Raw genomic sequence first — 17,486 nt, 5'->3', positions numbered from 1 at the left:
AATTATTGAACTTTTTATTGAGCATTTGGTCGAAAAAACATACACATTAACGATTTTTAAGATATTTTTTTATCAATGATCACTTTGTGCAAATTAAAATAGAACAATATTTATACTGAGTTTTCGGATTCATTACACTAACTAACTATTTCGGCATGATTAAAAACTACTTGTGTTTCAAGGTATACTCATTATTTTTTTATGGTAATAAACACATCATCAAAGTATTATTATTTATTCTAATAGGCTTTTTATCAATTACAACTACAAATGCCCAGAGTTGTACAATAAATGCCGGAATAAACCAAACTATATGTGTCAATGATGTGATGCAATTGGATGGTAATAGTCCTGACACGTATGCTTCTGGTCCCACTTGGACACAAATCTCAGGACCATCGGTTATTATAAGTGATCCTAACATTGATGATCCAATAATTACAGGTTTTTTAGGGGGCAATACATATGAATTTAGATATGCTGCAGAATGTTTTAATGGAGATACACCTTTTCAGGATGTGTCGATCACAGTTTTACCTATAACCGAGGCTACTGCTGGTCCTGATATTGCATCATGTCCTGATAGTTCAGGCTCATTGATCGTTAACGGTAATTCACCCACAAATTCTGGTGAAACGGGTATTTGGTCCATCGTCGGCAGTAATAACGCGGGAGTATCTATTTCTGTTCCCAGTTCTGCCAGCACACCCATTACTCTTCCAGAGGGAAGCGCGGGAGTAACTACATTACGATGGACTATTACAGGACCTACCGATCCCGGTTCTGGAATTTTTTGCGAGTCCTTTGCCGAGTTAACAGTCACTAATTTTGGGGGAGAGAATCTGGTCGATGCAGGATCCGACCAAAATTTGGATAGCTGTTACACTGTTAGTCAATCTACAAATCTTAATGGTTCTTTTGCAGGAAATAATATTAATGGTCAAGTAGGAACCTGGACATTTGTTAGCGGTCCTGCTGCACCAAACATTGATAATCCTAATAATAACACTACAGATGTTAGTGAATTAATAGAAGGTACCTATGTATTCAGATGGGATGTAATGGGACCTTGCGTTTCGGGAAGCGATACCGTCACTATCACAGTGGATCCAGCAACTCAAGATGTGACTACTGCCTCTATTCAAGATGATAATCAGCGATTTTGTGATCCCAATATTACTGAAACTACCCTGGTTGGGTCAACACCAAATTTTACAAACGAAACGGTTATATGGGAACAAATAGATACAAACCCGCCCGTAACCATAGTGAGTCCTAATAATAGTACAACTCAAGTTACCGGATTAACATCTCCAAATTCATATCAATTTAGATACAGAATTATCAATAATGTTACAGGTTGTGATTCATCAGATATAGTAAGGGTAAGATATAATACCAACCCTATAAGGATAAATACTTTTCCTCCTGATCCTCCTGCAGACCCCAATACAGACGAAGATGGCTTAGATGATGTTGTAGGTGCATGTGGTCAAACCTCTTTTTCTATTCCATTTAACTTCTCAAGTGGTACTCGTACTGAATATAGGATCTTAAGTGGTCCTACCAATCCTTCCATTACTTATGGCGCAATTCTTCCTGCTGGTAACAGTCCAACTACTATAAATGATTTGGATGTTGAAGGGACGTATACGATAGAGTTTAAAAGATTGCGAACAGGAAGTTCTTTGCAAAGTTGTGACGAAGCTACTGATTTAGTTACCATTTCTGTTTCTCTCATACCTACGACTGCAAATGCTGGGTCCGATCAAACTTTTATTTGTGGACAAACTGGAGGTAATTTGGCCGGTAATGCGATTACTACAGGGCAATCTATTTGGTCTCAAATATCAGGGCCAAATACAGCAACGATTGCTGATATTTATGCACAAACTACCGGAATATCTAATCTTATTCCTGGGGAGTATGTTTTTAGATATTCTGTTTCGGCTGGTCCTGATTGTACACCGCCTTCTTTTTCGGATACTACGGTATTTGTTTCTCCTTTGGATAACAATCCCGTAGAAGCGGGAGCAGATCAAACAGTATGTTTTAATGCCCCTGTAACCTTGGCCGCAGATCCTCCAACTGATAGTCAAACGGGTACTTGGTCATCACCTGATGGTATTGTTTTTGAAGATCCAAATGATCCTAATACCATAGCAACGGGGTTTATCAACCCATCTACAGCTTATGTACTTACCTGGTCTTTAATCAATGATTTTACTTTTTGTGGTCCTGCCGCAACAGATACTGTCACGATTACAACAACTGCAGACGAGTCACCCACTATAGCAGATGCAGGAACTGACACTTGTTTAGGTTCAGGCATAACGAATATCACACTCGCCGGTAATCCAGAAGATCCTGCAGATGAGACGGGGACATGGACTGTAACTCCATTGACAGGTGTAGTTTTTGCTGATGAAAATCAGTTTGATACCGATGTAACGTTACCAGGTGATGGAACTTATACATTTACTTGGACTATAGAATATACCTCTATTCCTCCTTCTCCATCATGTACTGCTACTTCCGATAGTGTTGAGATAACTGTTGCTAATACCGCCACAGCAAACGCAGGACCTGATGACAGTTTTTGTGCCACTTCTTTTACGATGGCTGCCACCGATCCTGCACCACTAGGAACAGGAACCTGGAGCCTGGTAACAGGTAATGGAGGATTTACTGTTGACGATATTAATAGCCCCACAGCTACATTTTCTGATTTATTGGATGGTACATATGAATTCGCTTGGACCGTATCTTTTGGAAGTTGCTCTACTGCTTCGGATACAGTAATTATAGATATCGGAATACCAGTAACTCCTGCCGTTATTCAAGGTGGTGATCAGGTTATTTGTTCTGATAACAATACTACAATTACCGCTGACCCACTAAACAATCCAGTAACAGAATCGGGATCATGGACTGTTTTATCAGGTCCAAATACCCCTACTATTAGTGACCCAAGTAGCAATAGTATTACTGTTAATGATTTAACAACTGGTACTTACATATTTAGATGGACTACAATAGGTAGTTCTCCTGTTTGTGACCCTAGAACAGATTCGGATGAAATTCAAGTAGACGTATTTGCCCCTGCAGATGCCGGAGATGATCAAAATCTATGTCAAGTAACCAGTGTTCTTTTGGAAGCAACTACGATAACCACTAACCCAGATGCTACAACTGTCACTACAGGTACGTGGACTGAAATTACAGCTAATGGTTCCACTATTACTCAATCTCCAGCAAATAGTAATACTGCAAACGCCACTGTTGTTCCTGGAAATACATACACATTCAGATTTACTACAGATTATACTGGAGCAGGAGCTACGTGTAATAATTTTGACGATGTTACCATCACAGTTAGTGATGGTCCTAGTGCTGATCCTAATGCAGGGCCTGATCGTTTTGTTTGTGAAGCGAATACCAATTCAATTGTATTAAATGGTAGCACGCCTCCTGGGGATCCAGGATTAACCGCAAGCTGGAGTATTTTGAGTCAACCAGCAGCAACCGCATCTATTCCAGGCGGTGACATTAATAACCCAAATGCTACATTAAACGGATTATCGGTGCCGGGGGTATATATTTTAGAATGGAATTATTCAATAAATAATTGCGTTGATAGAGCAGATATTGTAAGAGTAGAAGTTTATGAGGCACCAGACCCTATTGAGGCTGGACCAGATCAGCCGAATGCTTGTCAGGAAGATGTACAAATGGCTGCTACTTCTCCCACAAGTGGAACCGGGTTATGGTCATTTGCAAATTCAGGTGATGACCCATCTGGTGGAATAGTGGTTATTGATAGCCCGAATAATCAAGAAACAACTTTGTCAAATGTTCCTGACGATGTTGGGAATGATGGTATTGATGATGTGTATGTATTGACTTGGACAGTTTCTAATTCTAATACAGATCCTTTTACAGATCCAGTGTCTCCTAATTTATGTGATCCACAGTCTGACACTGTTACGATTACATTTACGGGAGCACCACCTTCTCCTGCAGAGGCAGGCCCTAATCAGGATTTGTGTGATGACACTCAGACGTTTATGGATGCCGATCCAATTACAAGTGGCACAGGAACCTGGACACAGACGGGAGGTCAGGCAGGTCCTACTATCACGGCGCCAAATAATCCCGCAAGTTTGATCATAGATTTAGCTCCTACACCAGTAGGTGATCCTTATATCTTTACTTGGACTGTTGTTGGCGGTGGTTGTACCAATGTAGATACTATGGAAATTATAATCCGTTCAGATCCTATCGTTGCAGAAGCTGGACCCGATCAAACATTACCTGAGCTTTCCTTAGTAACTTTGGATGCCACACCTACCACAGTAGGAGAAGGAATGTGGTCACAAGTTTCTGGACCGAATACTGCGAATATTGATAATCCATTAGATCCAGAAACAGATGTAACAGGAACTATAGTAGGAACGTATGTTTTTGAATGGACAATTACAAATGGTGACTGTGATCCCGCTATGGATCAAGTAACCATTATAATAACTCCAGTATCTGATTTGGAACTCACAAAATCAGTTATACCTTCTTCGGTAAACATTGGCGATCAGGTAACATTTACGGTTTCTATTTTTAATAATAATACTACACTCACTAATTCATCAGATGCCAGTGGTGTTAATGTAGAAGATTTGATACCTCTTGGGTATACTCTGGTACCGGGAACAGTCAGTAATGGAGGAATTTATAATGCAGGAAATCTATCCATAACTTGGGTAGGATTGGATGTTGCTAGTGGAGATACTTTAAATTTAACGTATGATGTGATTGTAAATTCCTCAGGACCATACGTAAATTCTGCTCAGATTATAGCCAGTGACAGTTTTGATCCAGATAGTGATCCTTCTACCGATAATACCGTAGATGAGGATGGTGATGCTGATCCGGATGATGATGATGAAGACACAGCAAATGTAACCATAATATCAGCAGATTTAAGTTTAGGAAAAACAGTAACGCCGGCTTCAGCTGATGTTGGAGATTCTGTAGTGTTCACGATTACTGTTACTAATGGAGGAGCTAACTCAGCAACTAACGTTGTTGTAGAAGATCAATTACCGACAGGATATTCATATCAAAGTGATAATAGTGGAGGTAATTATGCTCCCGGATCTGGAGTTTGGAATGTAGGAACTGTAGCTATTGGTTCACCCGAGAGTATACAGATTACGGCTTTGGTCAATGCTCCAACAGGTGCAATTGGAGAATATAATAATGTTGCAGAGATTACTGCAAGTGATCAATTGGATCCAGATAGTACCCCTGACAATGATGATGGTAATCAGAGCGAGGATGATGAAGATGCAGCGAGTATTCCAATACCAGAAGTATCCGATCTAAATATCAATAAGGTAGTAAGTAATACTACTCCTAATGTGGGTGATGTAGTGACTTTTACTATTACCGTAACCAATGACGGGCCTAATGATGCTACTGGAGTTGGGGTAGAAGATATTGTACCAGCAGGATATAGTGGTATAACTAATATTTCACCTGCTATTATACCAGCTCCAACAGGTAATACTATAAATTGGACAGGATTATCAGTTACTACTGCTACTCCACTGGTATTAAGTTTTGATGTTACCGTAGATGCTCCAACGGGAGCTGCTGATGAGTATTTGAATCAAGCAGAGATTACGGCTAGCGATCAGTTTGATCCTGATAGTGATCCTACCTCAGATAGCACAGTTGATGATAATGGCGATGGTATTGCTGATGATGATGAGGACACAGCAGTTGTTACTGTTCAAACTTCCGATTTAAGTATTAAGAAAAGTATTGATAATAACAATCCCAATGTAGGCGATACTGTTACCTTTAGTTTGATAGTTAGTAATGCTGGACCTGATGCAGCTACGGGTGTATCAATAGAAGATGTATTACCAATAGGGTTCTCCTTGGTAACTGTTAATAATGGAGGTACTCCAGATCTTCCGAATAACACTGCCAATTGGAGTGGATTAAGTATCCCTGCTAATAATGGAAGCATTACTCTAACCTATACCGCAACTGTTGAAGCACCAACGGGTGCTGCAGGAGAATATACAAATGCTGCGCAGATTACTGCTAGTGATCAGTATGATCCAGATAGTGATCCAACAGCGGATGAGACTGTAGATGATAATGGTGATGGTATTGCTGATGATGATGAGGATAGCATTACGATTCCACCGGCTCAAGCTGATTTAAGTATTAGCAAAGGATTACAGAGTGGAAGTGCTACTCCAGATGTTGGAGATACATTAGTATTTGAGTTAACAATTACCAATGATGGTAGCAGTGATGCTACTGGAGTTTCTATAGAAGATGTATTACCTATAGGGTTAACATTAGGAACAGTTAACAATACAGGTACAGCTGATGTTCCTAATAATACTGCTAATTGGACAAATTTATTCGTCCCTAGTAATAGTTCAATTACCCTAACATATACAGCAACGGTTAATGCACCGACTGCTACTGCTGATGAATATCTAAATGTAGCTCAGATTACTGCTAGTGATCAATTTGATCCAGATAGTGATCCTAATACTGATGAGACTGTAGATGATAATGGTGATGGTATTGCGGATGATGATGAAGATACTTTTGTGATCACTCCTACTGCAGCAGATTTAGCGTTAGTAAAGAGTTTTGTAGATGTCAATGGAGCACCTGTTAATATAGGTGATGTGTTAACTTTTAGTTTAGCAATCACTAATACAGGTCCAGATGTAGCTACCAATGTTTCTATCGAGGATGTTTTACCAATAGGTTATAGTATTGTGGCTGGTAGTATTGATAATGCTGGAGTATATAATGCAGGATCGACCACTATAGATTGGGATATTGCCACTGTTCCATTAACTGGAATTACACTTACCTATCAGGTAACGGTAAATGCTCCAACAGGCGCAGTAGGAGAATATACCAATTTAGCTCAGATTACGGGTAGTGATCAATTTGATCCAGATAGTGATCCTACTACTGATGAAACTGTAGATGATAATGGAGATGGTATTGCGGATGATGATGAAGATACAGAAACTGTAGTTCCAGCTCAGGCAGATTTAGAAATTTCCAAAGGAGTTCAAAACGCAGGGACAGTATTACCTCCTAATGTTGGAGATATAATTACTTTTGAAATTACATTGACCAATAATGGACCTAGTGAAGCCACCGGAGTTGAAATACAGGATCTTGTTCCTGATGGATACGCTATTGTAGGTGGAACTATTGATAATGGAGGAATTGCTACTGGCAATCAAATCGATTGGACAACTCTTACCATTCCTGATCCAACAGCGCTTCCTGCTGGTAGTAATATTATTACCTTAACCTATGATGTCCAAGTATTGGCACCAACAGGTATTGCAGGAGAATATAATAATGTTGCAGAAGTAACAGCGAGTGATCAGTTTGATCCCGATAGTACGCCAGACAATGATGATGGAGACCAGGATGAGGATGATGAGGATAATTTTGAAGTTACTCCACAGACTTCTGATTTAAATATAAATAAAGTAGTAAGTGATCCTACTCCAAACGTGGGAGATACCGTTACTTTTACTTTAACTATTACTAATGATGGGCCAAGTGATGCTACAGGGGTATCTGTTGCAGATATTGTGCCAGCAGGATATAGTGGTATAACTAGTATTAGTTCTGGAGGTATTGTTACAGGTAACACAATAGATTGGACAGGTCTTTCAGTAACAACTACTGTACCTTTAACACTTACATTCGACGCTATTGTAGATGCTCCAACAGGAGCTGTTGACGAGTATTTAAATCAAGCAGAGATTACAGCGAGCGATCAGTTTGATCCAGATAGTGATCCTACCTCAGATAGCACAGTTGATGATAATGGTGATGGTATTGCGGATGATGATGAGGATACGGCAGTAGTTGTTCCACAATCAGCGGATTTAAGTATTACGAAAAGTATCGATGATAACAATCCTAATGTAGGTGATACGGTTACCTTTAGTTTGGTAGTTAGTAATGCAGGACCTGATGCAGCTACGGGTGTATCAATAGAAGATGTATTACCAATAGGGTTTACATTGGTAGCTGTTAATAATGGAGGTACTCCAGATCTTCCAAATAACACTGCCAATTGGAGTGGATTAAGTATCCCTGCTAATAATGGAAGCATTACTCTAACCTATACCGCAACTGTTGAAGCACCAACGGGTGCTGCAGGAGAATATACAAATGCTGCGCAGATTACTGCTAGTGATCAGTATGATCCAGATAGTGATCCAACAGCGGATGAGACTGTAGATGATAATGGTGATGGTATTGCTGATGATGATGAGGATAGCATTACGATTCCACCGGCTCAAGCTGATTTAAGTATTAGCAAAGGATTACAGAGTGGAAGTGCTACTCCAGATGTTGGAGATACATTAGTATTTGAGTTAACAATTACCAATGATGGTTCAAGTGATGCTACTGGAGTTTCAGTAGAAGATGTATTACCTATAGGGTTAACATTAGGAACAGTTAACAATACAGGTACAGCTGATGTTCCTAATAATACTGCTAATTGGACAAATTTATTTGTACCTAGTAATAGTTCAATTACCCTAACATATACAGCAACGGTTAATGCACCGACTGCTGCTGCTGATGAATATCTAAATCTAGCTCAGATTACGGGTAGTGATCAATTTGATCCAGATAGTGATCCTAATACTGATGAGACTGGAGATGATAATGGAGATGGTATTGCTGATGATGATGAAGATACTTTTGTGATCACTCCTACTGCAGCAGATTTAGCGTTAGTAAAGAGTTTTGTAGATGTCAATGGAGCACCTGTTAATATAGGTGATGTGTTAACTTTTAGTTTAGCAATCACTAATGCAGGTCCAGATGTAGCTACCAATGTTTCTATCGAGGATGTTTTACCAATAGGTTATAGTATTGTGGCTGGTAGTATTGATAATGCTGGAGTATATAATGCAGGATCGACCACTATAGATTGGGATATTGCCACTGTTCCATTAACTGGAATTACACTTACCTATCAGGTAACGGTAAATGCTCCAACAGGCGCAGCAGGAGAATATACCAATTTAGCTCAGATTACGGGTAGTGATCAATTTGATCCAGATAGTGATCCTACTACTGATGAAACTGTAGATGATAATGGAGATGGTATTGCGGATGATGATGAAGATACAGAAACTGTAGTTCCAGCTCAGGCAGATTTAGAAATTTCCAAAGGAGTTCAAAACGCAGGGACAGTATTACCTCCTAATGTTGGAGATATAATTACATTTGAAATTACATTGACCAATAATGGACCTAGTGAAGCCACCGGAGTTGAAATACAAGATCTTGTTCCTGATGGATACGCTATTGTAGGTGGAACTATTGATAATGGAGGAATTGCTACTGGCAATCAAATCGATTGGACAACTCTTACCATTCCTGATCCAACAGCGCTTCCTGCTGGTAGTAATATTATTACCTTAACCTATGATGTCCAAGTATTGGCACCAACAGGTATTGCAGGAGAATATAATAATGTTGCAGAAGTAACAGCGAGTGATCAGTTTGATCCAGATAGTACACCAGACAATGATGATGGAGACCAGGATGAGGATGACGAGGATAATTTTGAAGTTACTCCACAGACCTCTGATTTAAGTATTAATAAAGTAGTAAGTAATCCTACTCCAAACGTGGGAGATACCGTTACTTTTACTTTAACTATTACTAATGATGGGCCAAGTGATGCTACAGGGGTATCTATTGCAGATATTGTGCCTGGAGGATATAGTGGTATAACTAGTATTAGTTCTGGAGGTATTGTTACAGGTAACACAATAGATTGGACAGGTCTTTCAGTAACAACTACTGTACCTTTAACACTTACATTCGACGCTATTGTAGATGCTCCAACAGGAGCTGTTGACGAGTATTTAAATCAAGCAGAGATTACAGCGAGCGATCAGTTTGATCCCGATAGTGATCCTAGCTCAGATAGCACAGTTGATGATAATGGTGATGGTATTGCGGATGATGATGAGGATACGGCAGTAGTTGTTCCACAATCAGCGGATTTAAGTATTACGAAAAGTATCGATGATAACAATCCTAATGTAGGTGATACGGTTACCTTTAGTTTGGTAGTTAGTAATGCAGGACCTGATGCAGCTACGGGTGTATCAATAGAAGATGTATTACCAATAGGGTTTACATTGGTAACTGTTAATAATGGAGGTACTCCAGATCTTCCAAATAACACTGCCAATTGGAGTGGATTAAGTATCCCTGCTAATAATGGAAGCATTACTCTAACCTATACCGCAACTGTTGAAGCACCAACGGGTGCTGCAGGAGAATATACAAATGCTGCGCAGATTACTGCTAGTGATCAGTATGATCCAGATAGTGATCCAACAGCGGATGAGACTGTAGATGATAATGGTGATGGTATTGCTGATGATGATGAGGATAGCATTACGATTCCACCGGCTCAAGCTGATTTAAGTATCAGCAAAGGATTACAGAGTGGAAGTGCTACTCCAGATGTTGGAGATACATTAGTATTTGAGTTAACAATTACCAATGATGGTTCAAGTGATGCTACTGGAGTTTCAGTAGAAGATGTATTACCTATAGGGTTAACATTAGGGACAGTTAACAATACAGGTACAGCTGATGTTCCTAATAATACTGCTAATTGGACAAATTTATTCGTCCCTAGTAATAGTTCAATTACCCTAACATATACAGCAACGGTTAATGCACCGACTGCTGCTGCTGATGAATATCTAAATCTAGCTCAGATTACGGGTAGTGATCAATTTGATCCAGATAGTGATCCTAATACTGATGAGACTGGAGATGATAATGGAGATGGTATTGCTGATGATGATGAAGATACTTTTGTGATCACTCCTACTGCAGCAGATTTAGCGTTAGTAAAGAGTTTTGTAGATGTCAATGGAGCACCTGTTAATATAGGTGATGTGTTAACTTTTAGTTTAGCAATCACTAATACAGGTCCAGATGTAGCTACCAATGTTTCTATCGAGGATGTTTTACCAATAGGTTATAGTATTGTGGCTGGTAGTATTGATAATGCTGGAGTATATAATGCAGGATCGACCACTATAGATTGGGATATTGCCACTGTTCCATTAACTGGAATTACACTTACCTATCAGGTAACGGTAAATGCTCCAACAGGCGCAGTAGGAGAATATACCAATTTAGCTCAGATTACGGGTAGTGATCAATTTGATCCAGATAGTGATCCTACTACTGATGAAACTGTAGATGATAATGGAGATGGTATTGCGGATGATGATGAAGATACAGAAACTGTAGTTCCAGCTCAGGCAGATTTAGAAATTTCCAAAGGAGTTCAAAACGCAGGGACAGTATTACCTCCTAATGTTGGAGATATAATTACTTTTGAAATTACATTGACCAATAATGGACCTAGTGAAGCCACCGGAGTTGAAATACAGGATCTTGTTCCTGATGGATACGCTATTGTAGGTGGAACTATTGATAATGGAGGAATTGCTACTGGCAATCAAATCGATTGGACAACTCTTACCATTCCTGATCCAACAGCGCTTCCTGCTGGTAGTAATATTATTACCTTAACCTATGATGTCCAAGTATTGGCACCAACAGGTATTGCAGGAGAATATAATAATGTTGCAGAAGTAACAGCGAGTGATCAGTTTGATCCCGATAGTACGCCAGACAATGATGATGGAGACCAGGATGAGGATGATGAGGATAATTTTGAAGTTACTCCACAGACTTCTGATTTAAATATAAATAAAGTAGTAAGTGATCCTACTCCAAACGTGGGAGATACCGTTACTTTTACTTTAACTATTACTAATGATGGGCCAAGTGATGCTACAGGGGTATCTGTTGCAGATATTGTGCCAGCAGGATATAGTGGTATAACTAGTATTAGTTCTGGAGGTATTGTTACAGGTAACACAATAGATTGGACAGGTCTTTCAGTAACAACTACTGTACCTTTAACACTTACATTCGACGCTATTGTAGATGCTCCAACAGGAGCTGTTGACGAGTATTTAAATCAAGCAGAGATTACAGCGAGCGATCAGTTTGATCCAGATAGTGATCCTACCTCAGATAGCACAGTTGATGATAATGGTGATGGTATTGCGGATGATGATGAGGATACGGCAGTAGTTGTTCCACAATCAGCGGATTTAAGTATTACGAAAAGTATCGATGATAACAATCCTAATGTAGGTGATACGGTTACCTTTAGTTTGGTAGTTAGTAATGCAGGACCTGATGCAGCTACGGGTGTATCAATAGAAGATGTATTACCAATAGGGTTTACATTGGTAGCTGTTAATAATGGAGGTACTCCAGATCTTCCAAATAACACTGCCAATTGGAGTGGATTAAGTATCCCTGCTAATAATGGAAGCATTACTCTAACCTATACCGCAACTGTTGAAGCACCAACGGGTGCTGCAGGAGAATATACAAATGCTGCGCAGATTACTGCTAGTGATCAGTATGATCCAGATAGTGATCCAACAGCGGATGAGACTGTAGATGATAATGGTGATGGTATTGCTGATGATGATGAGGATAGCATTACGATTCCACCGGCTCAAGCTGATTTAAGTATTAGCAAAGGATTACAGAGTGGAAGTGCTACTCCAGATGTTGGAGATACATTAGTATTTGAGTTAACAATTACCAATGATGGTTCAAGTGATGCTACTGGAGTTTCAGTAGAAGATGTATTACCTATAGGGTTAACATTAGGAACAGTTAACAATACAGGTACAGCTGATGTTCCTAATAATACTGCTAATTGGACAAATTTATTTGTACCTAGTAATAGTTCAATTACCCTAACATATACAGCAACGGTTAATGCACCGACTGCTGCTGCTGATGAATATCTAAATCTAGCTCAGATTACGGGTAGTGATCAATTTGATCCAGATAGTGATCCTAATACTGATGAGACTGGAGATGATAATGGAGATGGTATTGCTGATGATGATGAAGATACTTTTGTGATCACTCCTACTGCAGCAGATTTAGCGTTAGTAAAGAGTTTTGTAGATGTCAATGGAGCACCTGTTAATATAGGTGATGTGTTAACTTTTAGTTTAGCAATCACTAATGCAGGTCCAGATGTAGCTACCAATGTTTCTATCGAGGATGTTTTACCAATAGGTTATAGTATTGTGGCTGGTAGTATTGATAATGCTGGAGTATATAATGCAGGATCGACCACTATAGATTGGGATATTGCCACTGTTCCATTAACTGGAATTACACTTACCTATCAGGTAACGGTAAATGCTCCAACAGGCGCAGCAGGAGAATATACCAATTTAGCTCAGATTACGGGTAGTGATCAATTTGATCCAGATAGTGATCCTACTACTGATGAAACTGTAGATGATAATGGAGATGGTATTGCGGATGATGATGAAGATACAGAAACTGTAGTTCCAGCTCAGGCAGATTTAGAAATTTCCAAAGGAGTTCAAAACGCAGGGACAGTATTACCTCCTAATGTTGGAGATATAATTACTTTTGAAATTACATTGACCAATAATGGACCTAGTGAAGCCACCGGAGTTGAAATACAGGATCTTGTTCCTGATGGATACGCTATTGTAGGTGGAACTATTGATAATGGAGGAATTGCTACTGGCAATCAAATCGATTGGACAACTCTTACCATTCCTGATCCAACAGCGCTTCCTGCTGGTAGTAATATTATTACCTTAACCTATGATGTCCAAGTATTGGCACCAACAGGTATTGCAGGAGAATATAATAATGTTGCAGAAGTAACAGCGAGTGATCAGTTTGATCCCGATAGTACGCCAGACAATGATGATGGAGACCAGGATGAGGATGATGAGGATAATTTTGAAGTTACTCCACAGACCTCTGATTTAAGTATTAATAAAGTAGTAAGTGATCCTACTCCAAACGTGGGAGATACCGTTACTTTTACTTTAACTATTACTAATGATGGGCCAAGTGATGCTACAGGGGTATCTATTGCAGATATTGTGCCTGGAGGATATAGTGGTATAACTAGTATTAGTTCTGGAGGTATTGTTACAGGTAACACAATAGATTGGACAGGTCTTTCAGTAACAACTACTGTACCTTTAACACTTACATTCGACGCTATTGTAGATGCTCCAACAGGAGCTGTTGACGAGTATTTAAATCAAGCAGAGATTACAGCGAGCGATCAGTTTGATCCAGATAGTGATCCTACCTCAGATAGCACAGTTGATGATAATGGTGATGGTATTGCGGATGATGATGAGGATACGGCAGTAGTTGTTCCACAATCAGCGGATTTAAGTATTACGAAAAGTATCGATGATAACAATCCTAATGTAGGTGATACGGTTACCTTTAGTTTGGTAGTTAGTAATGCAGGACCTGATGCAGCTACGGGTGTATCAATAGAAGATGTATTACCAATAGGGTTTACATTGGTAGCTGTTAATAATGGAGGTACTCCAGATCTTCCAAATAACACTGCCAATTGGAGTGGATTAAGTATCCCTGCTAATAATGGAAGCATTACTCTAACCTATACCGCAACTGTTGAAGCACCAACGGGTGCTGCAGGAGAATATACAAATGCTGCGCAGATTACTGCTAGTGATCAGTATGATCCAGATAGTGATCCAACAGCGGATGAGACTGTAGATGATAATGGTGATGGTATTGCTGATGATGATGAGGATAGCATTACGATTCCACCGGCTCAAGCTGATTTATCCTTGACCAAAGTAGTAGTAGATGGAGATACAACACCATTAATTGGTTCTGAGATTACTTTCCAAATTAGAGTATTTAACGACGGACCACAAGATGCAACTGGTGTTGAAGTAACAGATTTACTACCATCTGGATATGACTTTATATTATTCAGTTCTACTGTAGGTGATTATGATGAAAACACTGGAGTTTGGACAGTTGGTAATATTGCTAGTGGAACATCAGAAACATTACTAATAGATGTATTAGTAAATGCCACTGGGGATTATTTAAATATTACTGAAGTTACTGCTTCGGATGTGTTTGATATGGATTCTGTTCCGAATAACGATGATGGTGATCAAGATGAAGATGATGAAGATAATGCAATTGTTACTCCTGTAGAATCAATTGCGGATTTATCGCTTACTAAAGTTGTGGTCGATGGAGATACAACTCCGCTTATAGGTTCTGAGATTACGTTCCAAATAACGGTTACTAATGATGGTCCACAGGATGCAACAGGTATAGAAGTAACGGACTTGCTTCCATCTGGATACGATTTTGTTTTGTTTAGTTCTACAGTAGGAGGATATGATCAAAACACTGGAATTTGGACTGTTGGTAATATTGCTAGTGGAACATCAGAAACACTGTTAATTGATGTATTAATAAATGCGGCAGGAGATTATTTAAATATAGCAGAAGTTACCGCATCTGATGTTTTAGATATAGATTCGAGTCCTGATAACGATGATGGAGACCAAAGTGAAGATGATGAAGATAGTGAGATTGTAACTCCAGTAGAGTCTATAGCGGATTTATCCTTAATTAAGACAGTTGTTGATGGAGATACAATGCCATTGATTGGAACAGAGATTACTTTCCAAATAACAGTGTCCAATGATGGACCACAAGATGCATCTGGTGTAGAAATACTAGATTTATTACCATCCGGATTTGATTTTGTTTTGTTCAGCTCTTCAACCGGAAGTTATGATGAAAATACAGGAATTTGGAATGTAGGTAATATCGCTAGTGGAACCTCTGAAACATTATTAATTGATGTACTAGTAAATGCCACGGGAGATTATTTAAATGTAGCAGAAGTTTCGGCATCAGATATAACAGATCCAGATTCTGGACCAGGCAATGATGATGGAGATCAAAGTGAAGATGATGAGGATAATCAATTAGTCACTCCAGTAGATGCGATTGCTGATTTATCTTTAGAAAAAACGGTTGTGGATAATGATATTACACCAAATGTTGGTGATGAGATCACTTTCCAGATAACAGTAACGAATGATGGTCCTGATGTTGCTACGAATGTAGAAGTAGTAGATCAGTTACCACCTGGATTTGATTTTATACTATTCAGTGCAACATCCGGGACATATGACGAAGTTACGGGAGTGTGGAACGTAGGTACGGTTCCAAATGGAAGTACACAAACATTATTCATTGATGTATTGGTAAATACTCCATCGGGCGCCCCTGATGAGTATATTAATGAGGCTGAGATTACCGCTAGTGATCAATTGGATCCTAATAGTGTGCCAGGTAATGACGATATTACAGAGAATGATCAGGATAATATCCAAGTATTTGTTGAGCAAGCTGATTTGAGTCTTAGCAAATCGGTAAGTAATGTAAATGCTAATGTAGGTGAGGTTGTTACTTTTACAATACAAATCGATAATATAGGACCTGATACAGCAACAGGAGTAGGAGCTCAAGATATATTGCCTATAGGATATAGTAATATTTCCAATATTAGTAGCGGAGGCTTGTTAACTGATAATACCATTGATTGGACGGGATTAACAGTAACTACCGCCGGATTAACTTTAACCTATGAAGCAACTGTTAATATGCCAACACTAGAAGATGGGGAGTATATTAATATTGCTCAGATTACAGCTAGTGATCAATTTGATCCTAATAGTGATCCTAACAATGATGATGGAGATCAAAGTGAAGATGATGAGGATAACGCATTTATTGAAACTCCTGTAGCGGATATACAAGTAATTAAAACGGTTAGTAATGCTAATCCTGCAATAGGAGATATTATCACTTTTACCATTACAGCAAACAACTTAGGATCATTAGATGCTACTACAGTAGAAATATTAGATCAATTACCAACTGGTTATAGGTTTGAATCATTTACGACAACATCCGGTGTTTACAGTGAAGTTTCTGGAATATGGAATGTGCCATTGGTTCCAGGTAACGATTCTGAAACACTCGAAATCGTAGTAGAAGTTTTAGATATAGAAGATTACTTGAATATTGCTTCTTTAGTCTCTTTAGACCAAATTGATGGGAATTCGAATAACGATGAGGATCAAGTGACAATTGATACTATTTGTCTAACAGTATTTAACGAGTTTTCGCCAAATAATGATGGTGTGAATGAACAATTCTATATCGATTGTATAGATAGATATCCAAACAATAAACTAACCATATATAATAGATGGGGGAATATCGTATATCAAAAAGATGGATATGATAACACATTCGATGGAACTTCAAACGGTAGAGCCGTTTTATATACGGAGGATAAACTTCCAGTAGGAACCTATTACTATATTCTTGATTTAGGAGATGGTAATGAGCCAAAAGCTGGATGGTTATATATCAATAGATAAAAAATCTACCGATGAAAAAGA

General features: G+C 39.0%; 1 protein-coding gene. It reads left to right on the top strand.

Features of this window, described 5'->3' with window-relative positions:
- The first annotated feature begins 155 nt into the window (after positions 1 to 155).
- Entirely contained in the window at positions 156 to 17,465 is a 17,310-nt protein-coding gene (locus D1818_RS15175) for a gliding motility-associated C-terminal domain-containing protein (protein ID WP_118459835.1), read from the top strand.
- Positions 17,466 to 17,486: the final 21 nt, after the last annotated feature.

It is taken from the genome of Aquimarina sp. BL5 (genome assembly GCF_003443675.1).
Taxonomy (GTDB): domain Bacteria; phylum Bacteroidota; class Bacteroidia; order Flavobacteriales; family Flavobacteriaceae; genus Aquimarina.
This window is presented reverse-complemented; position numbering and strand designations above follow the sequence as displayed.